Annotated in this window: 19 protein-coding genes and 4 tRNA genes; 10 read left to right on the forward strand and 13 right to left on the reverse strand. The window is 62.3% G+C overall.

All coding sequences use genetic code 11. The annotated features are described in order from the left end of the window. Positions 1-82: 82 nt before the first annotated feature. Positions 83-568, reverse strand: coding sequence for an NINE protein (locus tag DFO48_RS06820; protein ID WP_034349141.1), 486 nt, complete (start codon positions 566-568; stop codon positions 83-85). A 282-nt stretch (positions 569-850) separates the two neighbouring features. Between DFO48_RS06820 and rpsP the strand changes: the two genes are divergently transcribed. From rpsP to DFO48_RS06850, 6 genes are all read left to right on the forward strand, one after another. After that, positions 851-1,105, forward strand: a complete 255-nt coding sequence (rpsP, locus tag DFO48_RS06825; RefSeq protein WP_003058210.1) for a 30S ribosomal protein S16 — start codon at positions 851-853, stop codon at positions 1,103-1,105. A gap of 102 nt (positions 1,106-1,207) precedes the next feature. After that, positions 1,208-1,777, forward strand: coding sequence for a ribosome maturation factor RimM (gene rimM / locus DFO48_RS06830; protein WP_034349024.1), 570 nt, complete (start codon positions 1,208-1,210; stop codon positions 1,775-1,777). A 52-nt stretch (positions 1,778-1,829) separates the two neighbouring features. Continuing rightward, positions 1,830-2,609 (forward strand): tRNA (guanosine(37)-N1)-methyltransferase TrmD, encoded by a 780-nt coding sequence (gene trmD, locus DFO48_RS06835; RefSeq protein WP_003076791.1) that lies wholly within the window; start codon positions 1,830-1,832, stop codon positions 2,607-2,609. A 137-nt stretch (positions 2,610-2,746) separates the two neighbouring features. Further along, positions 2,747-3,133 (forward strand): 50S ribosomal protein L19, encoded by a 387-nt coding sequence (gene rplS / locus DFO48_RS06840; RefSeq protein WP_003076790.1) that lies wholly within the window; start codon positions 2,747-2,749, stop codon positions 3,131-3,133. Positions 3,134-3,245: 112 nt separating this feature from the next. Then, positions 3,246-3,944, forward strand: a complete 699-nt coding sequence (locus DFO48_RS06845) for a CoA pyrophosphatase (RefSeq protein ID WP_114862931.1) — start codon at positions 3,246-3,248, stop codon at positions 3,942-3,944. Positions 3,945-3,991: 47 nt separating this feature from the next. Then, positions 3,992-4,975: a CobD/CbiB family protein gene (locus DFO48_RS06850; protein ID WP_114862932.1), complete on the forward strand. Its 984-nt coding sequence runs from the start codon at positions 3,992-3,994 to the stop codon at positions 4,973-4,975. A gap of 147 nt (positions 4,976-5,122) precedes the next feature. Here DFO48_RS06850 and DFO48_RS06855 read toward each other — a convergent pair whose 3' ends face one another. The 4 genes from DFO48_RS06855 to DFO48_RS06870 all read right to left on the reverse strand — a co-directional run bounded on the left by DFO48_RS06855 (position 5,123) and on the right by DFO48_RS06870 (position 8,781). Next, positions 5,123-6,013, reverse strand: coding sequence for a lytic transglycosylase domain-containing protein (locus tag DFO48_RS06855; protein WP_114862933.1), 891 nt, complete (start codon positions 6,011-6,013; stop codon positions 5,123-5,125). Between the two features lie 116 nt (positions 6,014-6,129). Continuing rightward, complete coding sequence (gene rsgA, locus DFO48_RS06860) at positions 6,130-7,116, reverse strand: ribosome small subunit-dependent GTPase A (RefSeq protein ID WP_003076783.1); 987 nt, start codon at positions 7,114-7,116, stop codon at positions 6,130-6,132. 5 nt (positions 7,117-7,121) lie between these two features. Beyond that, positions 7,122-7,460, reverse strand: coding sequence for a 4a-hydroxytetrahydrobiopterin dehydratase (locus DFO48_RS06865; RefSeq protein WP_003076782.1), 339 nt, complete (start codon positions 7,458-7,460; stop codon positions 7,122-7,124). A gap of 19 nt (positions 7,461-7,479) precedes the next feature. Continuing rightward, positions 7,480-8,781 carry a M48 family metallopeptidase gene (locus DFO48_RS06870; protein ID WP_114862934.1) on the reverse strand — a complete coding sequence of 434 codons (1,302 nt, stop codon included), beginning with the start codon at positions 8,779-8,781 and terminating at the stop codon, positions 7,480-7,482. Between the two features lie 30 nt (positions 8,782-8,811). On the opposite strand from DFO48_RS06870, the gene orn reads away from it, so the two are divergent. Next, positions 8,812-9,420 (forward strand): oligoribonuclease, encoded by a 609-nt coding sequence (orn, locus tag DFO48_RS06875; RefSeq protein ID WP_003067823.1) that lies wholly within the window; start codon positions 8,812-8,814, stop codon positions 9,418-9,420. Positions 9,421-9,703: 283 nt separating this feature from the next. After that, positions 9,704-11,818 carry a DEAD/DEAH box helicase gene (locus tag DFO48_RS06880; RefSeq protein ID WP_114862935.1) on the forward strand — a complete coding sequence of 705 codons (2,115 nt, stop codon included), beginning with the start codon at positions 9,704-9,706 and terminating at the stop codon, positions 11,816-11,818. A 180-nt stretch (positions 11,819-11,998) separates the two neighbouring features. Here the strand turns inward: DFO48_RS06880 and DFO48_RS06885 are convergent, their stop codons facing one another. From DFO48_RS06885 to DFO48_RS06920, 8 genes are all read right to left on the reverse strand, one after another. Then, positions 11,999-13,231 carry a multidrug effflux MFS transporter gene (locus DFO48_RS06885; protein WP_114862936.1) on the reverse strand — a complete coding sequence of 411 codons (1,233 nt, stop codon included), beginning with the start codon at positions 13,229-13,231 and terminating at the stop codon, positions 11,999-12,001. 159 nt (positions 13,232-13,390) lie between these two features. After that, positions 13,391-13,466 (reverse strand) — tRNA-Lys (locus DFO48_RS06890). A 49-nt stretch (positions 13,467-13,515) separates the two neighbouring features. Next, positions 13,516-13,591 (reverse strand) — tRNA-Lys (locus DFO48_RS06895). A gap of 49 nt (positions 13,592-13,640) precedes the next feature. Next, positions 13,641-13,716: transfer RNA gene (locus tag DFO48_RS06900), tRNA-Lys, on the reverse strand. 49 nt (positions 13,717-13,765) lie between these two features. After that, positions 13,766-13,841, reverse strand: a tRNA-Lys gene (locus DFO48_RS06905). A 79-nt stretch (positions 13,842-13,920) separates the two neighbouring features. After that, positions 13,921-14,799: an NAD(P)-dependent oxidoreductase gene (locus DFO48_RS06910; RefSeq protein WP_114862937.1), complete on the reverse strand. Its 879-nt coding sequence runs from the start codon at positions 14,797-14,799 to the stop codon at positions 13,921-13,923. A 198-nt stretch (positions 14,800-14,997) separates the two neighbouring features. Further along, the gene (locus DFO48_RS06915) at positions 14,998-15,975 is read right to left on the reverse strand and encodes a GMP reductase (protein ID WP_003076768.1); all 978 of its coding nucleotides are present in this window, start codon (positions 15,973-15,975) and stop codon (positions 14,998-15,000) included. Between the two features lie 199 nt (positions 15,976-16,174). Then, positions 16,175-16,822, reverse strand: a complete 648-nt coding sequence (locus tag DFO48_RS06920; protein WP_114862938.1) for a TetR/AcrR family transcriptional regulator — start codon at positions 16,820-16,822, stop codon at positions 16,175-16,177. A 106-nt stretch (positions 16,823-16,928) separates the two neighbouring features. On the opposite strand from DFO48_RS06920, the gene DFO48_RS06925 reads away from it, so the two are divergent. Both DFO48_RS06925 and DFO48_RS06930 read left to right on the forward strand, forming a co-directional pair. Continuing rightward, positions 16,929-18,425, forward strand: coding sequence for an efflux transporter outer membrane subunit (locus DFO48_RS06925; RefSeq protein ID WP_003076765.1), 1,497 nt, complete (start codon positions 16,929-16,931; stop codon positions 18,423-18,425). Between the two features lie 125 nt (positions 18,426-18,550). Further along, the gene (locus tag DFO48_RS06930; protein ID WP_003076763.1) at positions 18,551-19,723 is read left to right on the forward strand and encodes an HlyD family secretion protein; all 1,173 of its coding nucleotides are present in this window, start codon (positions 18,551-18,553) and stop codon (positions 19,721-19,723) included. Positions 19,724-19,728 lie beyond the last annotated feature (5 nt).

A 19,728-nucleotide genomic window follows, 5' to 3' on the forward strand; every position in this document is an offset into this window, starting at 1 on the left:
AAAATTAGACTTTTGCTTACAAAAGCGGCAAGGCCGAAGCCGCTTCGGCGTGGGCGAGAACCCCTGGTGCAGAGTGCTGCAGCTACTGAGAAATCTTTCGCGCCTCTTCAACCTGATATTCGAAGTAGTGCTGGAAGCTGTAGGCGATGCTGGCCATCAGCACGGTGGCCCCCAGCATCAGGGACAGGCTTACGGCAAAAATCGTGGCCCATTGGGTGCGTCCGGCAGGTGCGTCGGCCTCTATAGAGGGATTGAAGAGCCGGTTCCAGTTTCCTTGCTCCATCAGGCCATAGAGAATGGCGCGCAGGGCACAGCCCGCGATGGTGAAGCCGAGAAGGGGGATCAGCAGCCAGCTCAGCCTGTCGTCCTGCCCCAGTTGCTGCACGCGCTCGATGCCGTAGATGCCGAGTGCCGTGGGAATGGGCAGCAGCCAGCCCAGCCAGTCCCCAAGGCCGTGCAGGTAAAAGCGATGCAGCCCCAGAGGCCCGCCGATCAAGGCCAGCCAGGCGGCCATCGTCTTGTTTTTGGGGCGAGGGGCCGGGGTGGAGGCGGGAACAAGTTGGTTCATGGTCTGGTGCGCAGGCAGAAAACGAAAGAACCCGTCCATTATTGCCTTCGCGCGAAATGCGGGGCTCAGGGCAATTGCGGTTCACTTTCAGGGAGTCCTCTTTGCCGGCTATGCCCATTTATCGTTGCTATAGGCAGCTTTGACAGAACTCGATATAATTTCCGGTTTTACGGCGTGTCGCTGGCCGGGTGGTCATGTCGCGTGTCTCAAACGCTGTAAGAAAACCTGCGCAGCTGGTCAAATTTTTGATGGCACTGGCTGTAACCACCCGAAGGAAACATCATGGTTGTTATTCGTCTCTCCCGCGGCGGCTCTAAGGCTCGTCCCTTCTACAACATCGTTGCAGCTGACAAGCGCGTGCGTCGCGACGGTGCTTTCATCGAACGTCTGGGTTTCTACAACCCTAGCGCTCGTGGCGCCGAAGAAGGCCTGCGTCTGGCTCTGGACCGCGTGAACTACTGGAAGAGCGTTGGTGCTCAAACTTCCGATACGGCTGAACGCCTGATCAAGGAAGCTGCAAAGAAGGTTGCTGCCTAATTTAGGCGGTCGCTCTCTAGGCACCTTTACCAAAGCGGGTTCCGTTGGCTTGCCTGACGGGACCCGTTTTTTATTGAAATTCTGCATTTTTCTGCTGATCCCATGAGTCACATGCCTGTTCTTCAAGCCACGAGCTTGCCTGCTGATGCCATTGAAGTCGGTCGCATTGCCGATGCCTGGGGAATCAAGGGCTGGTTCAAGGTTCATGCCTTCAGCAGCGCCCCGGAGGCCCTGTTTGCCGCCAAGGACTGGTTTTTGCAGCCTGCCGAGAAAGGCGCCAAGCATTTCACGGGCACCGTGGTGCTGCCCGTCAAGCAGGCCCGTTTCCATGCCGACACCATTGTGGCCACCTCGCTTGAGGTCGCTGACCGCAACGCTGCCGAGGCTTTGCGCGGTGCCCGCGTCTTTGTGGCGCGCGAGCATTTTCCCAAGACCGAGGATGGTGAGTTCTACTGGGTGGATCTGATGGGACTGAACGTGGTCAACCGCGAAGGTGTGGCCCTGGGGGTGATCAAGGACTTGATGGCCACCGGCCCGCAGACCGTGCTGGTGCTGGGCTATGAACAGGACGGCAAGGAGCAGGAGCGTCTGATACCCTTTGTCGATGCCTATGTGGATTCGGTGGATCTGGCCGGCAAGAAGATCGTGGCCGACTGGCAGCCCGATTATTGAGCTAGAAAGCTTTTTTGCTATTTAGTTTGTAGCTGAAATCGCTTTTATATCAATGCGCTTCGACATTATTACGCTGTTCCCTGAACTGTTCGCTCCATTTCTTGAGAGCGGGGTGACGCGTCGTGCCTACAGTTCGGGCCAGGTGGCAGTGCATCTGTGGAATCCGCGTGACTGGGCTGAAGGCAATTACCGCCGTGTGGATGATCGACCGTTTGGCGGCGGCCCCGGCATGGTGATGATGGCCGAGCCGCTGCAGCGCTGCCTTGAAGCGATTCGCTCGGCACGCACCGAGGCCGATGCCCAGGAGCAGGCCGAGCCTGCGCCTGTAGTGCTGTTCTCACCCATAGGTACGACTCTCAAGCATGCTGTGGTGGCCGATTGGGCCGAAAGCCGGGGGGCGGTGCTGCTCTGCGGCCGCTATGAGGGCATTGACCAGCGTTTTATTGATAGAAATGTCACTCATCAACTGAGTCTGGGTGACTTTGTGCTTTCGGGCGGCGAGCTGGCAGCCATGGTGCTGCTGGACTCTTTGGCGCGTCTGCAGCCCGGTGTGCTCAACGATGAAGGCAGCTTTCAGCAGGACAGTTTCAATCCTGCGCTTGACGGCTTGCTGGACTGCCCCCACTACACTCGCCCCGAAGTCTGGAATGAGCAGGAGGTGCCGGCCGCGCTGCTCTCCGGTCACCACTCCAATATCGAGCGCTGGCGTCGCGATCAGCGCCTGCGCATTACGGCCGAGCATAGGCCAGAGCTGATAGAGCAGGCCCGCAAGCAGGGGCTGCTCAATGCCAAAGATGAGGGTTTTTTGGCAAAAACAGCGTCCAAGCTATAATTGCAGGCTCTTTGATCCTCTATCCGGCCGCTGCAAGGAAATGGCGGAGCCGCTTCGGCAGCTCGCTTAATGCAGCAATAGCACCAATCCCGGTGCTTGCCAATTCTGGCGCGGACAAGATCAAGGTGGACTAAATCATGAATCTGATCCAGACCCTCGAGCAAGAAGAAATCGCTCGCCTGAACAAGACCATCCCCGAATTCGCCCCCGGTGACACCGTCATCGTGAGCGTGAACGTGGTGGAAGGTAGCCGTAAGCGCGTGCAGGCTTACGAAGGCGTGGTGATTGCCAAGCGTAATCGCGGCCTGAACAGCGGCTTCACAGTGCGCAAGATCTCCAGCGGCGAAGGCGTGGAACGTACGTTCCAGACCTACTCTCCCCTGATCGCCAAGATCGAAGTCAAGCGTCGCGGTGATGTGCGTCGTGCCAAGCTGTACTACCTGCGTGAGCGCAGCGGCAAGTCTGCTCGTATCAAGGAAAAGCTGCCCCAGCGCGTTAACAAGACTGCTGCTGCAGCCGTGTAATACGCGTATCGGAAGCGATTCCGTAAAAGCCGCTACAGTTCGCTGTGGCGGCTTTTTTTATGCCGGCCTTGGCTTTGTGATTCTTGCTTCTGGTTTTTGGCTGAACACCTACATGCCTGCAACTGATAATTCTTCGCTCCCCGTGGTGGGCATTGTTGATCCGCGCAAGGCTCGCCTTCTGGGCATCGATAGCCAGTTGCCGGCCGTGCCGCTGGCTGCACAGACGCCTCAGGCCTTGCGCACGCGCTTTGCCCAGCCGCCGCTGTGGCTGCCCGAGGCCATGCAGGAAAAGCGCATCACTGCCAGGCCGCCTTCTGACGCGGCCGTGCTCGTGCCCATCGTCATGCGCGAGCAGCCCACCGTGTTGCTGACCGTGCGTTCGGCCGGGCTGTCCACGCACTCGGGCCAGGTGGCATTTCCCGGCGGCAAGCGCGACCCGCAGGATGTCTCGGCCGAGGCCACTGCGGTGCGCGAGGCGCATGAGGAAGTGGGACTGGCTCCCAGGAATGTCGAGGTGCTGGGTCGCTTGCCAATTTACGTGACGGGGACGGCGTTTCACATCACCCCTGTGGTGGCGCTGGTTCATCCGCAGGCCAGTTATTTCCCCAATCCTGGAGAGGTGGCTGATCTGTTTGAGGTTCCCCTGTCGTATCTGCTCAATCCCGCACATCATGAGCGTCACGCCATGCTGTGGCAGGGGGTGGATCGCGAATGGTTTGCCATGCCCTATCAGGATGGTGAGCAGCAACGTTATATCTGGGGGGCGACAGCGGGCATGTTGCGCAATCTTTACCGTTTTTTGGCGGCTTGAGACAGCAGTTGTAACGAGCCGACAAACAGCGCCGCTATGATGAAGCAATGAGCTTTTTTGCCATCCTGATCGCACTGCTGCTGGAACAGGCGCGCCCGCTGGCCCGCTCCAATCTGGTGCAGGCCGGTTACCGCGCCTGGACAGTGACCGTACGCAGCAACTTCGATGCGGGCAAGCCCCATCACGGCTGGCTGGCCTGGGCCATGGCCGTGCTGCTGCCCAGTCTTATCGTGCTGGGCATATTCTGGGCGCTGATGGAGTTCATAGGCTGGCCTGCAGCCATGCTGTGGAACGTCGCCGTGCTCTATGTCACGCTGGGCTTTCGCCAGTTCAGCCACCATTTCACGCGGATTCGCGATGCGCTCGATGCCGGTGATGAATTTGCCGCCCGTCAGGCCCTGGCCGACTGGCAGCAGGTCGATGCCAGCGAGGTGCCACGCAGCGAAGTAGTGCGACATGTCATTGAGTACTCGGTGCTGGCCGCACACCGCCATGTGTTTGGCGTGCTGTTCTGGTTTTCGATTCTCTCGGCTCTGGGGTTGGGGCCGTTGGGGGCCATCCTCTACCGCATGGCCGAATATCTGTCGCGTGCCTGGTCGCGCAAGGGGGCGGAAGGCCTTCGGGCACCGACCAGCGAGCGTTTGCAGTCCGCCGCAGCCAAGGCCTGGTATGTGATCGATTGGCTGCCGGCGAGGCTGACGGCACTGTCCTTTGCCATGGTGGGCAGCTTTGAGGAGGCCATAGACAACTGGCGCGTCTATGCCCAGCGCTTTCCCAATGACAACGATGGCGTGATTCTGGCAGCCACTGCGGGTGCAATCAATGTACGCCTGGGGGGCGAGGCCTTGCGCCGCCGCGATGCGGCTGACGGTGAAGAGGGCGACGATGCACAGTGGACGGGCAGCGATGTCACTCCGGGGCGAGAGCCGGAAATGGCCCATCTTCGCAGTGTGGTGGGGCTGGTCTGGCGTTCGGTTGTGGTCTGGCTTCTGCTGCTGGCCTTGCTGACATTTGCCCGTCTGCTCGGTTGAGCACCCGGACATTGCCTTCTGCGTGGCAGCAGCTTGACGGCATGAGCGCTCCAGCAGCAGCGGGTCACCGAAGTCCTGTGCTGGGCAGTGCCATATGCGAAGGTGGCTCTGGTGCGACCGGCATGCCGGGCGCTGTTCAAGGTGCCATCAGCGAGCAGGGCGCTCGTGGCGCTTGGCGCGATAGAAGCTCAGTATGCGCCGCACATATTCACGCGTCTCCGCATAAGGAGGCACGCCGCCATACTGCTGCACGGTTCTCTCGCCCGCGTTGTAGGCGGCCGATACCAGTGCCACATCGCCCTCGAAGCGCTCCAGCAGCCAGCGCAGGTAGGCCAGGCCGCCACGCACATTCTGCTCGGGATTCCAGGCATCGCGCACGCCAAAACGCTCGGCAGTCTCGGGAATGAGTTGCATGAGGCCCTGAGCGTTGCGCGGCGACAGCGCCTGTGCCTCGAAATTCGACTCCGAGCGCACGATGGCCAGTGCCAGCCGCGGATCAATCGAGAAGCGTGGCGCGAGGCGTTGCACCAGCTCGGCCATGCGCCGCTTCTCCCTGGGCAGACTGCTCACATAGCTGGCCACCACTTCGTGGGGCACGGCCTCCTGGCCGGAGTCGGTAAACTCCTGCGGCGGTGCATCCCCCTGGGTCAGGCAGTCGGGCAGCCGGTCGCCGGGCAGCTTGCCGGCCAGCAGCAGCTGGGCTTTTTCATGTCCGCGCTGGGCGGCCAGAGCCAGCAGCGTCGTGCCTGTGGCAGGGTCGGGCGTCATGCCTCGGCCCAGCAACAGCAGCCGGCCCAGCCGGTATTGGGCCTCGAGGCTGCCATAGCGTGCTGCCGCGCAATAGCGCTGCGCTGCGCGCCATGGCTGCCGGCTCTGCTCGGCCTTGTAGCCTTCTTCGATCCAGCGAGACAGCGTGGGCGGCTCGTCTTCCCAGCTGGGGGCGGACTCCGTGCCCTGGGCCCAGGTCAGGCCCATGCCTGCAGACATCACTAAGGCGATGGCGGCGAGCAGGCAGGGCTGAAAAATTCTGGGCTTCATGACGTGAACACCGGGTTGTGGCCGGCAGCCAAGCCAGGCGGCGGCGGGCGCGCATCGGGCTTGGGATGGCCGGCGTGGCAAACACTGAATAGCTCTCAAAGAGCGCAGCATTGCGCTCAGTAGCGCGGTTCCTGACTCAGTTCCTCGAACAGCTCGCCATAGATCCGGTAGCGGTTGGCGCTGATGGCGTGAGGGCTGTCCTGCGCTTCGACCTGGGCCATGACGGCGCAGCCAGGCTCATGCAGATGGGTGCAGTTGTAGAACTTGCACTGGTCTGCCAGCGCCCCGATGTCGGGCATGCAGGCGGCCAGTTGCGTGGCGGCAATGTGATAGAGGCCGAACTCCTGAAATCCAGGCGAGTCGATGATGGCGGTGGTGCGTGCCTCATCCACCCAGTACAAGGTGGTGCTGGTGGTGGTGTGCTTGCCGGTGTTCAGCGCTTGCGAAATTTCGTTGGTCGCCACCTTGGCATCGGGCAGCAGCAAGTTGATCAAGGTGCTCTTGCCTACGCCCGAAGGACCGAGAACCAGTGTGGTCTTGCCTTGCAGCAGGCCGATGATGGCGTCGCGATCTTCATCGTCCGCATCTTCCAGCGACAGCGGCAGCACCATATAGTGCGGCGTGGTGTCCGCTGTATCGCGCATGGTCCGGTAAGGCTCCAGCCGCTGCCAGGCTCGCAGGAAGGGCTCTTCCAGGTCCATCTTGTTGAGCGCAATGATGGGCTTGATGTGCGCGGCCTCGGCGGCGATCAGCGCACGGGCGAGCTGCACTTCGCTGAATACCGGCTCGGCGGCTATCAGAATCAGGAGCTGGTCCAGGTTGGCAGCAAAGGTCTTGGTGCGGATGTCGTCCTGGCGGTAGAAGACGTTGCGGCGCTCCACGATTTTCTCGATCGTGCCTTCATCGCCCTGGCCGGGTGGGGGAGCGAGCCACTGCACATGGTCGCCCACCACGGCCTGGCTTTTCTTGCCGCGCGGATGGCAGATGCGGCGCTCGCCGTCCGGGGTCTCGACCACGCAGTGGCGGCCATAACTGGCGACCACCAGGCCTGTCTGGGTACCGCCTGTTGCTTGGGCGCCTGGGCGCCGTCCTTGTTTTGCCATAAGGATCAGGCCGGATTCAGCAGTGCTTCGATGCGGCGTGCGCAGTCGATGTCGGTCTCGGAGATGCCGCCCACATCATGGGTGTTGAGGCTGACCTTGCAGCGGTTGTAGCCGACTTCCAGATCGGGGTGGTGGTCCTGCTGATGGGCAATCAGGGCCAGCGCGTTCACAAAGGCCATGGTCTCGTAGAAGTTCACGAAACGGAAGGTCTTGCTGATGGCCGCAGGGCCGGCCGACAGCTCCCAGCCCTCAAGGGCTGCCAGTTGCTCTTGCACTTGCTCTGTGCTCAAGGCGCTGCGCTTGAGTTGGGACCAGTCTTTGTGTTGCAGTGTGGGTGTGCTCATGTCTGAAACCGTTGTGGTGTTACAAGCTGCCTGCGGGAGCCGGCATGCGCGCCAGGCGATCCACGGCAGGAGGGTGTGAGTAGTAAAAGCTCACATACCATGGATCTGGCGTGAGTGTGGAGGCATTGTCCTCGTAAAGCTTGAGCAGTGCAGAAGCGAGCTGTGCACCGTCGGCCTGCTGCATGGCATAGGCATCGGCCTCGAACTCGTCGCGGCGCGACATGGCCGACATCAGCGGCGTGACGAAGAAGCTGAAGACCGGCACGGCCAGCATGAACAGCAGCAGTGCCAGCGCATTGTTTTCGGCAGCCACGTCGATGTTCGGACCCAGCAGCACCGAGACTCCGAGTCCCGTGTAGAACCAGAGCTGCTGGCTGAGCCAGCCCAGCAGCGCAAAGCCCAGCAGCGAGGCGCCAAACATCAGGACCATGCGCTTGCTGATGTGCTTGTGCTTGAAGTGGCCCAGCTCGTGAGCCAGCACGGCTTCGACTTCGCCGGGGCTGAGCTGCCTGAGCAGGGTATCAAAGAAGACCACGCGCTTGGAATTGCCGAAACCCGTGAAATAGGCGTTGGCATGCGCCGAGCGGCGGCTGCCGTCCATCACGAACAGTCCTTTGGCCGCAAAGCCGCAGCGCTCCATCAGCCGGGTCACGCGGCTCTTGAGGCTTTCATCGGCCAGTGGCTCGAACTTGTTGAACAGCGGTGCAATAAAGCTGGGGAAAATCCACATCAGCAGCAGATTGAAAGCCGTCCAGGCACCCCAGGCCCAGAGCCACCACAGCGGCCCGGCCCCGCCCATGAGCCAGAGAATCAGGGCCGCCAGCGGCAGGCCGATGATGGCTGCCACCAGCGTCGACTTGAGCAGATCGCCCAGCCACAGGCCTGGCGTCATCTGGTTGAAGCCGAAGCGCTGCTCCAGCCTGAAGGTCTGATAGAGCGACAAAGGCAGCTCGATCAGGGCAGAGATCACGGCAAAGCCGGCCAGCAGCGCCAGTTGCTGCCACAGGCCGGGGCTGATGAACTCCAGCAGCCAGCGGTTGAGCCAGTCCAGCCCGCCCAGCAGCGTCCAGCACAGCAGCACGGCGGCCGACAGCGTGATGTCGATCAGCGACACCTTGGCCTTGGCCAGCGTGTAGTCGGCCGCCTTCTGGTGGGCCGCCAGGCTGATCCGATGGGCGAATGCCGGCGGCACGGCGCCGCGGTGGGTGGCCACATGGCGCACCTGGCGTGAAACAAGCCACACACGCAGCAGCCATTGCAGGGCCACGGCCGTCGCAAAGAGCAGCGAAAGTGCCAATGTGAAATCTAGTTGGGAAGCCATGTATTGGCAGTGTAGGCGACAATTTGCGCCATGTCTGAAGCTTCCTGTACGAATTCCGTCAGCGCCGCACCCGTGGCCGCTACCCCACCGGTTCTGCCCAAATCCGATCTCAATATGGTGTGGCTGGACTGCGAAATGACGGGGTTGAACCCCGACCGCGACCGCATCATCGAGATTGCCGTGGTGGTCAGCAGCTCCGATCTGCAGATTCGCGTCGAAGGCCCGGTATTCGCCATTCATCAGTCCGACGAGCTGCTGGGCGGCATGGATGCCTGGAACAAGGGCACGCATGGCAAAAGCGGCCTGATCGACAAGGTCAAGGCCTCGACCATCAGCGAGGCCGAGGCGGAAGCCGCGCTGATTGCCTTTCTGGGCAAGTACGTGCCCAAGGGCAAGACGCCGCTGTGCGGCAACAGCATTGGCCAGGACCGGCGCTTCATGGAGCGCTACATGCCCAAGCTCAACAATTTCTTTCACTATCGCAATATCGACGTGAGCACGCTCAAGGAGCTGGCCAAGCGCTGGAAGCCTGAGGCCTATACCTCCTTCAAGAAGGCGCAGCGCCACACGGCCCTGGCCGATGTGCATGAGTCGATCGACGAGCTGCAGCATTACCGTCAGCAGCTGCTCAGTGTCTGATGACGCGGTGGCGGGGTGGTATAGCCCTGCCACTTGCGGGAAAACCCGGTACATGCGACAATGCAGTGCTTACCCGATCAATGGGTAATTTTTGCGCATCTCCATCACACACCGGGTTCTTACTTGCGTGCAACGGCCTGCATACAGCCGACACGACAAGCCATAACGCCCATCTGCCCCGTTTTGCGAACGGGCCAGTCAAAGTCTGACGGTGGATGTTGATAACCAACCGTCAAAGAAGCGAGCAGCACGCTGACTGCGTCGCTTTTTGCGTGAGCTATTCATGACAGAAAACTCCCTGGAGCAGGGCCAAGTGGCCGCTGCTGATATTGCTTTGTCTTCGCCTGAAATCGATTCCCGTCTGGACGCCATGTTGGCTGACATGGACGCAGAAGACGCTGCTGCTGAAGAAAACACCGCAGAAGAAACTGCTGCTGAAGAAGTCCCTAATGGCTTCGTTGAACTGGGCCTGGCCCCAGAGCTGGTTCAGGCTGTGGCCGACCTGGGCTACACCCAGCCCACACAAGTGCAGCAAAAGGCCATCCCTCTGGCCATGGGCGAAGCCGCTGATGCCAGCGGTTTCATCGACCTGATGGTGTCCAGCCAGACCGGCTCGGGCAAGACTGCCGCCTTCCTGCTGCCCGTGCTGCACACCCTGATTCAGCAACGCGCTCAAGCCGATGCCGAAGCCAAGGCCGAGTTCGAGCGTCTGTGCGCAGAAGCCACTGCCAAGGGCGAGCCTCTGCCCAAGCGCAACAAGCGCAAGGACCCTACCAACTCCCGCAACTTCAAGGCTGCCGTACCCGGCGCCCTGGTGCTGTGCCCCACGCGTGAGCTGGCCCAGCAGGTGGCGCATGACGCCATCGAACTGGTCAAGCACTGCCGCGGCATTCGCATTGCCAACGTGGTGGGCGGCATTCCTTACCAGCTGCAGATCGCCAAGCTGCAGAACGCCGATCTGGTGGTGGCCACTCCCGGCCGTCTGCTGGACCTGCAGCGTTCCATGCAGATCAAGCTGGACAAGGTGCAGTTCCTGGTGGTCGACGAAGCCGACCGCATGCTGGATCTGGGCTTCTCCGACGATCTGGCTGAAGTCAATCAGATGACTGCCCAGCGCAAGCAGACCATGATGTTCAGCGCCACGTTTGCACCCCGCGTGCAGCAGCTGGCCATGCGCGTGATGCACGACAACGGCTCCGGCGTGAAGAAGGTGACTGTTGATACGCCTCAGGAAAAGCACGCCAACATCAAGCAGGCGCTGTTCTGGGCTGACAACATGCAGCACAAGCGCAAGCTGCTCGACCACTGGCTGCGTGACAGCAGCATCAATCAGGCCATCGTGTTTGCGTCCACCCAGGTGGAATGTGACGGTCTGGCCAACGATCTGCAGCAGGACGGCTTCTCTGCCGTGGCCCTGCACGGTGCTCTGAGCCAGGGTCTGCGCAATCGCCGCCTGATGGCGCTGCGCAACGGTCAGGTCCAGATCCTGGTGGCTACCGATGTGGCGGCTCGCGGTATCGACGTGCCCACCATCACCCACGTCTTCAACTACGGCCTGCCCATGAAGGCCGAGGACTACACCCACCGTATCGGCCGTACCGGTCGTGCCGGCCGCGAAGGCGTGGCTGTGACTTTTGCGGAATTCCGCGACCGTCGCCGCGTGTTCGATATCGAAGGCTATACCCGTCAGCAGTTCAAGGCCGAGACCATTCCCGGCATGGAACCCCAGCAGCGCTTCCCGGCAGCGGGCGAGCGTGACGGTCGCCGTGGCGGCGGCGCCGGTGGTCGCGGTGGCTTCGGTGGTCGCCGTGATGGCGAAGGCTATGGCCGCAAGTCCGGCTTCGGCAGCTTCGGCGGCGGCCGTGGCAATGATCGCGGTGGTTTCGGTGGCGACCGTGGCGGTGACCGCTTCGGTGGCGATCGCGCCGGTTTTGGCGGCGCTCCTCGCGGTGATCGCTTTGGCGATCGTGGCGAGCGTGGTGCGGATCGCGGCTTCGGCGGCGGTCGTCCCGGCTTCGGTGGCGAACAACGCCAGGAGCGCAGCTTCGAGCGTCGTGATGACCGCGGCAGCTTCGGCGGCGGCGATCGTGGCGAGCAGCGCGGCGGCTTCCGCGGCGGTGAATCGCGCGGCTTTGGCGGCGGCGAATCGCGTGGCGGCTTCGGCGGTGGCCAGCGCCGTGAAGGCGGCGATTTCGGCCGCAAGAGCTTTGGTGGTGGCCGTGAAGGCGCTCCCCGCGAAGGCGGCTTCCGTGGTGGCGAATCGCGCGGCTTCGGCGGCGGCGATCGTCGTCCTGCCTTTGGTCAGGGTGCCGGCAAGCCTTACCAGCCCCATGGCGAACGTGGTGGCGAGCGCAGCTTCGAGCGCAAGCCCCGTGCACCGCGTCGCGACGAGCGTTGATCGCTGATTCGGGCTGCGGCCCGAAGCATGAAAAAAGCCGGCTCTTGAAGCCGGCTTTTTGTTGCCTGTACAGGGCTGGAATCTTGATTAAAAAGTGAGCGGATAGCGCGTGCTATTCATAGATTTCAGATGCTTTTCAATCTGAAATCTATGAATTACGTGCGGTAGATGCTCCTTTTTTTAATGCTCTGAGGCATGGCGGCCGATGTCCGGCCAGTGGTGGTGCAGATAGATCCAGGCGACCAGGCCGATCAGCATCATCAGAATCGAGCCCGTGGCCAGCAGTGCGGCCGAATGCATGACCAGCGGCGCAATCACGCCGGCCACAAAGCCGTTGGCCACCGAGCCCACCACGGCCTGTAGCGAAGAGGCCAGGCCGCGCCGCGCAGGGTGGATGTCCAGCACCAGCAGCGTCACCACGGGCACCATCAGCGCCCAGCCGTAGGCGAACAGGCTGATGGGAATCAAGGCCCAGCTCACATGGGCAGGCCAGATCAGATTGGCCACCAGATTGATGATGGAGGTCACACACATCACCAGAAAGCCGTGGCGGATCTGGCGCTTGGGCGGGATGCGTCCGGCCATGCGACCGCTGGTCCAGCTGCCGGCCATGATGCCGCCGATGGTGGCGATGAAGAACCAGAAGAACTGCGTGGGCTCCAGCTGCAGGATATCGCCCAGAAAAGCCGGCGCCGACAGCAGATAGAGAAACATGCCGTTGAACGGAATGCCGCTGGCCAGGGCCAGCAGCAGAAAGCGCGGATCGGTGAGCAAGATGCCATAGCCCTGCATCAGCGGTCTGAACTGGAAGGGCTGGCGTTTTTGCGGCGGCAGCGATTCGGGCAGAAACTTGACGTTGATGAGCCAGAGCAGCACGCCCACGATGGTCAGGAACCAGAACACGGCTTGCCAGCTCAGGTGCACGAACAGCCAGCCGCCGATCACCGGAGCCAGTGCCGGCGCCACACCGAAGAAGATGGTGATCTGTGCCATCACGCCCTGGGCCTGAGTCGGCGGAAAGATGTCGCGCACGATGGCGCGCGAGACTACGATGCCGGCACCGGTGGACAGGCCCTGCAGCGTGCGGAAGATCACCAGCTGGGTGATGTTCTGCGACAGCGCGCAGCCGGCCGAGGCGATGGTGAACATCACCAGCCCCCAGAGGATGACGGGGCGACGTCCGAAGCTGTCGGCCAGGGCGCCATGAAACAGGTTCATGAAGGCAAAGCCCAGCAGGTAGGCAGACAGGGTCTGCTGCATTTCTACGGGAGTTGCACCCAATGCCTTGGCAATGCCCGAGAAGGCTGGAATATAGGTGTCAACCGAGAACGGGCCCAGCATGCCGAGGATGGCAAGCAGCATGGCCAGAGTCCAACGCGGTCCGCGCCAGAACGTGGAGAGGTCGTTTTGCATAGTGAGTCTTGGGTGGGCAAATACTGCCCGGGGATATCTGCATGATGCCTGATATGGCGCGACTTCGATGTCGGCGCCCATGCTTTTGCAGATTCGGCGGCGCCCAGGCACGGCCAAGAAAAAAAGCCAAAGTTCCTGAGAACTTTGGCTTTTGAATTTTGGTGGGCCCTGAGTGATTCGAACACTCGACCAACGGATTAAGAGTCCGCTGCTCTACCAACTGAGCTAAGAGCCCGCCGGATAAACCGGAGGATCAATCTGAAGAATCAGATCGAAGAAAATTTTGGTGGGCCCTGAGTGATTCGAACACTCGACCAACGGATTAAGAGTCCGCTGCTCTACCAACTGAGCTAAGAGCCCGCCGGATAAACCGGAGGATCAACCTGAAGAATCAGACTGAAGAAATTTTTGGTGGGCCCTGAGTGATTCGAACACTCGACCAACGGATTAAGAGTCCGCTGCTCTACCAACTGAGCTAAGAGCCCGCCGGAGTAAATCCGGAGGATCAATCTGAAGAATCAGACTGAAGAAATTTGGTGGGCCCTGAGTGATTCGAACACTCGACCAACGGATTAAGAGTCCGCTGCTCTACCAGCTGAGCTAAGAGCCCCACACAACGCCTGCGCTGCAAGCGAGACCGCAATTATGCGCTAATTCTGGAGGGCTTGCAGGAAAACCCGCAGGTTTTTTTAATCCAGTGCGTTGCGGCGTTGCAATTCCACGAACAGGCCCGCCTGGTCCAGATCGCCCAGGCCGTTTTTCACGCCCTCGGCATAGAGCTGCTCCAGCAGGCCGGTGATGGGCGCGTCAAAGCCGATCTCCTCGGCCGTGGCGATGGCGTTGCGCATGTCCTTGAGCTGCACCGTCATGCGCCCGCGTGGCGCAAAGTCGTGCTTGACCATGCGTTCGCCATGCACTTGCAGGATGCGGCTGTCGGCAAAGCCGCCGGAGATGGCTTCACGCACCTTGGCCGGGTCGGCGCCGCCGCGTTCGGCCAGCAGCAGGGCTTCGGCCACGGCACCGATGGTGATACCCACGATCATCTGGTTGGCCAGTTTTGCCAGCTGGCCTGCGCCATGCGGGCCCACATGGGTGGCACGGCCCAGCGCCGCAAAGACGGGCAGGGCATGCTCGAAATCCGCCGCTTCGCCACCGGCCATGATGGCCAGTGTGCCGGCTTGTGCACCCAGCGTGCCGCCCGAGACGGGGGCATCCAGATGCCGCACGCCCAGCGCGGCAAGCTTGCCGGCATGCTCACGCGCCTCGCGCGGCTGGATGGAGGCCATGTCGATGAACAGCGAGCCCTTGGGCAGGGCATCGGCCACGCCCAGCCCGAACAGCACTTCGCCCACAATGGCGCCGCTCTCCAGCAGGCTCACGGCAAAGTCCACGCCGCGCACGGCATCTGCCGCGCTGTCGTGGATGCTCACGCCATCGGCAGCCAGCGGCTCGGCCTTGGCGCGGGTGCGGTTCCAGACATGGACCTCGTGGCCGGCCTGGGCCAGGCGGCGGGCCATGGGCAGGCCCATCATGCCCGTGCCCAGAACTGCGATCTTCAAAGTGTTCATGGCGTTGTTTCCCTGGAGCTTTTATGAATGACGACATGCTAAGCCCTGACGAAGGCCGCAATCGCGGCCATGATCACAGATCAGTTGTGCGCGCGGGATGCAGAAAAAGGAAAACCAGAAACAACAAGGGCAGCCTGAGCTGCCCTTGATGCTTTTTTTGGAGGTTCACCTTCGCGCTGGTGAGTCGCGCCTGGCGGCCTACATCAGCAGATGCTCGCCGGCGTTGTCGCCACCGAGGATGACGTAGTTGACCTTGCGGATGTCCATGAGCTTGGTGCCGCCTGAGTAGCTGATGGAGGACTGCACGTCCTGCTGCATTTCGACCAGCGTGTTCATCAGCGGGCCCTTGACGGGCTCCAGAATGCGCTTGCCTTCGACATGCTTGTACTCGCCCTTGTTGAAGTCGGAGGCCGAGCCGTAGTATTCCTTGAACAGCTGGCCGTCCACTTCCACGGTCTTGCCGGGCGATTCTTCATGGCCCGCAAACAGGGAGCCGATCATCACCATGGTGGCGCCAAAGCGTACGCTCTTGGCGATGTCGCCGTGGCTGCGGATGCCGCCGTCGGCAATGATGGGCTTGGTCGCCACGCGGGCGCACCACTTGAGCGCCGACAGCTGCCAGCCGCCTGTGCCGAAGCCGGTCTTGAGCTTGGTGATGCAAACCTTGCCGGGGCCCACGCCGACCTTGGTGGCGTCTGCACCCCAGTTTTCCAGGTCGATCACGGCCTCGGGCGTGGCGACGTTGCCGGCAATCACGAAGGCCGCAGGGATCTTGGCCTTGATGTAGGCAATCATGTTCTTCACGCTCTCGGCATGGCCGTGGGCAATGTCGATGGTGATGTATTCGGGGCAGATGCCGTCGGCCACGAAGCGGTCCACCGTCTCGTAGTCCGGCTGCTTGACACCCAGAGAGATGGAGGCAAACAGTCCCTTGGACTGCATGTCCTTGGTGAAGGCCACGTTGTCGATGTCAAAACGGTGCATCACATAGAAGAAACCGTTTTGTGCCAGATAAGTGCAGATCTTCTCGTCCACCACCGTCTTCATGTTGGCGGGCACTACAGGCAGCTTGAAGCTGCGGTTGCCCAGCACGACGCTGGTGTCACATTCCGAACGGCTTTCCACGCGGCACATGCGGGGAAGCAGAAGAATGTTGTCGTAGTCGAAGATTTCCATGGTTCCAAGCTCCGGAAAAGGTCACGGCGGGAATCTCACCCACCTCAATTTTCAAGGATAGGCGCTTGGCTTGGAGCCCGGTTTCTGGCAGTGCCGGCATGCAGCAGGCAAAAAAAACCGGACCTCAAAAAACTTGGGCCCGGTGATTGATTCTATACGGCGACGGCGCAAATCGTATGTTCCGACATCGTTATGAGGGTTATAAGGATTTTCTTATAGAGTCGCTCTTGTCCTGCGTCTCACCGGGTGTGCCATAGGCCCGCATGAAGGCATCCACGGCGCGCTCGGTGCACAGGGCAATCTCCTGCGCAGTAGGGGCGGGCAGGTGCTGGAACATGAAGCGCGGCAGCAACTCGGCTTCCAGCAGCGCCAGCAGATGATGGCGCATGACCTCGGTGTCGGCATCGCGCAGCAGGCGGCGCTCTATGCCCTGCTGCAAAAAGGCATTGATGGCGACGTTGCCGCGCGCCGGCCCCATGTCCCAGCAGCGCTGGCCGATATTGGCGCGCCCGCCTTCGGAGACCAGCAGGCGGCGCACGGCCATCACCTCCGGCGAATACAGCAGGCCCAGGAAACGCTGGCCGAAGTTGCGCAGCGTCTGCGCCGCATCGTCATTGCCGGCCTGCAGCGCCAGCATGGTGTTCTGGAAGTCGGCCTCGGAGGCCTGAAACATCACCTCCAGAAACAGCGCTTCCTTGGACGGAAAGTAGTTGTAGAGCGTGGCCTTGGAGCCGCCCAGTCTGGTGCAGATCTCGGACATGGAAGTGCGCTCAAAGCCCAGTTCGCCAAAGGTGGCCGCTGCAACGTCAATGATGGCCTGTCGCTTTTCTTCCGTTTTGGTGCGCATGGGGCGAAATGTCCTGGGGCGGTTGTGATGTCTTTCAGTGTAGCGCTTGCGATCTCAAACGCTGGAAACATATACTGTACCGTACAGTTCATTATTAAAGTATTTCATGACTCAATGCATAGCCGCCGCGCCGCAGAGGATCCGGCGTGGGCGCCATGGCTGGTGGGTTCTGGGCTTGCCTGCGCTACTGGCAGCCTGCGCCCAGGTTCCCGAATGGGAGGGCAAGGCCGTATTGGCGCAGCCCGTGCCCGAGACTCTGCAGGCTGCAAAACATGCTCCGCCCATGGACTGGCCCACCCAGCAATGGTGGCAGCGCTATGGCGATGCACAGCTCGATCAGCTGATCGCCCAGGCCCTGGAGGGCGCTCCCGATATGGCGGCCGCCGCAGCCCGCGTGCAGCAGGCCAGGGCCATGCTGGGAGTGAGCGAGGCGGCCTCTGCGCCGCAGCTTTCCGCCCGCGCCTCGGTCAGCGAGGACAAGCTCAGCTACAACCATCTGACGCCAGAGGCTTTCGCGCCGCGCGGCATGAATGACTATGGCCGCGCCACGCTGGACCTGAGCTGGTCGCTGGACCTGTGGGGCAGGCAGCGCGCCGCCGTGGCCGCCGCTGCCGGCGAGCTGGCAGCGCGCGAGGCCGATGCAGCCCAGGCGCGTCTCGTGCTGTCCAGCAATGTGGCCCTGGCCTATGCACAGCTGCTGCGCCTGGCCACCAATGCGCAGACGCTGGAGCAATCGGTGCAGGTGCGCCGGACCACGGCCGAGTTGTTTGAGCAGCGCTATGCCAACGGGCTGGAAAACCAGGGCAGCGTGCATAGCGCCAGGGCGCGTCTGGCAGCCGCGCAGGCCGAGCTGGCACAGATGCAGGAACAGGTCGCCCTGCAGCGCAACAGCATTGCTGCGCTGATGGGAGCTGCTCCCGATCGTGGTGCGGCCATCGTGCTCGATGCCAGGCGCCTGCAATCACCGTGGCAGCAGCAGTGGGCCTTGCCGCAGCAGTTGCCGGCGAATCTGCTGGGCCGTCGCCCCGATGTGGTGGCCGCCCGTCTGCAGGCACAGGCGCAGGAGTCGCGCGTGGCATCGCAGCAGGCCGAGTTCTATCCCGATGTGAACCTCAGCGCCTTTGTCGGCGTGCAGTCGCTGGGCCTGGACATGCTGACCCGAAGCGGCTCCGGCATCGCCAGCGTGGGCCCGGCCATCAGCCTGCCGATCTTCAATGGCGGCCGCTTGCGCTCGCAGCTGGGTGCCGCGCGTGCCCGTTATGACGAGGCCGTGGCCCAGTACCGCAGCACGCTCAACCGGGCCTTGCAGGAGGTGGCGGACAACGCCGTCAGCCAGCGAGCACTGCAGCAGCAGCTGACGGCCATGCAGCAGGCCGTGACGGCCGCCACCGAGGCGCATCGTGTGGCGCGCAACCGCTATGAGGGCGGTCTGGCGCGCTATCTCGATGTGCTGTCGGCGGAAGACCAGCTGCTCGCCAGCGTGCGCCAGCTGGTCGATGTGCAGTCGCGCGCCCTGACGCTCGATATCGGTCTGCACCGCGCACTGGGCGGCGGCTGGAGCGAGTCCGCCGGCGCCTCTGATGCGACCGTGCCAGAGGCCTGAGCCTCTTTCCAGAACTGAATCACGACTTACGCAAAACAGGTTCGGGCAAGACGACTGCCTCAGCAGGCAGGCCGTGATTGCAGTCTTGTTTGCGTGACTCCCATGAATATTTCCGAGGTTTTTGTATGACTGAAAACGCTTCTTCCGTGAGCGCCAATCCTGCTGTGCGCGAACAGCGCCGCAACCGGCTGCTGGCCGGGCTGGCAGGCGTGGTGCTGCTTGCCGGTGCGGCCGCCGGCGCCTATTGGTGGCTGCATGCCTCCCATTTCGTCTCCACCGACAACGCCTATGCGGCGGCCGAGGTGGCACAGGTCACGCCGTCCATAGGCGGCACGGTGCTGGAGGTGCTGGTCAGGGACACCCAGGCCGTCAAGCAAGGCGATGTGCTGGTGCGCATCGATCCCACGGACGCCAGGCTGGCACTGGCCCAGGCCGAGGCCGAGCTGGCCCGCGCCATGCGCCGCGTCAAGGGCTATGTGGCCAATGATGGCGGCCTCAAGGCCCAGGTGACGGCGCGCGAGGCCGATGAAAAGCGCGCGGCCGCGCAGCTGCTGGCGGCCGAGGCCGATATGGAGCGTGCCACCATCGATTTGCAGCGCCGCCAGGCCCTGGCCAAGAGCGGTTCGGTCTCAGGCGAGGAACTGACGCAGGCGCAGAACGCTTTTGCCGCAGCCAAGGCGCAGCTGGCATCGGCCGTGGCCGCGCAGGCCCAGGCCAGGGCCAACCGCGAGGCCGCCATTGGCGCCAAGCAGGTTAACGCCACCTTGATCGAGGGTGCGGATGCCCAGACCAATCCCGAGGTGCAGCTGGCGCAGGCGCGTCGCGACCAGGCACAGGTCGATCTGGATCGCAGCACGGTGCGCGCTCCCGTCGATGGAGTGGTGGCCAAGCGCAGCGTGCAGATCGGGCAGCGCGTGCAGGCTGGTGCGCCCTTGATGACGGTGGTGCCGGTGCAGCGGATCTATGTGGATGCCAACTTCAAGGAGGGCCAGCTGGGCAAGGTGCGTGTGGGCCAGCGCGTGCAGCTGCAGTCCGATCTGTACGGCAGCGATGTGAAGTACAGCGGCACTGTGGTGGGCTTCAGCGGCGGCTCCGGCTCGGCGTTTGCGGCCATTCCCGCGCAGAACGCCACGGGCAACTGGATCAAGGTGGTGCAGCGCCTGCCGGTGCGCATTCAGCTCGATGCCGCCGAGCTGGCCAGGAACCCGCTGCGCGTGGGCCTGTCCATGCAGGTGACGGTGGACACCCGCAGCGGCCCTGCCGACGCAGCTGGCGTGGCGACCACGGCCGCGCAGTGAGTGCC

The sequence above is a fragment of the Comamonas sp. AG1104 genome, from assembly GCF_003350425.1.
GTDB lineage: Bacteria > Pseudomonadota > Gammaproteobacteria > Burkholderiales > Burkholderiaceae_C > Comamonas > Comamonas testosteroni.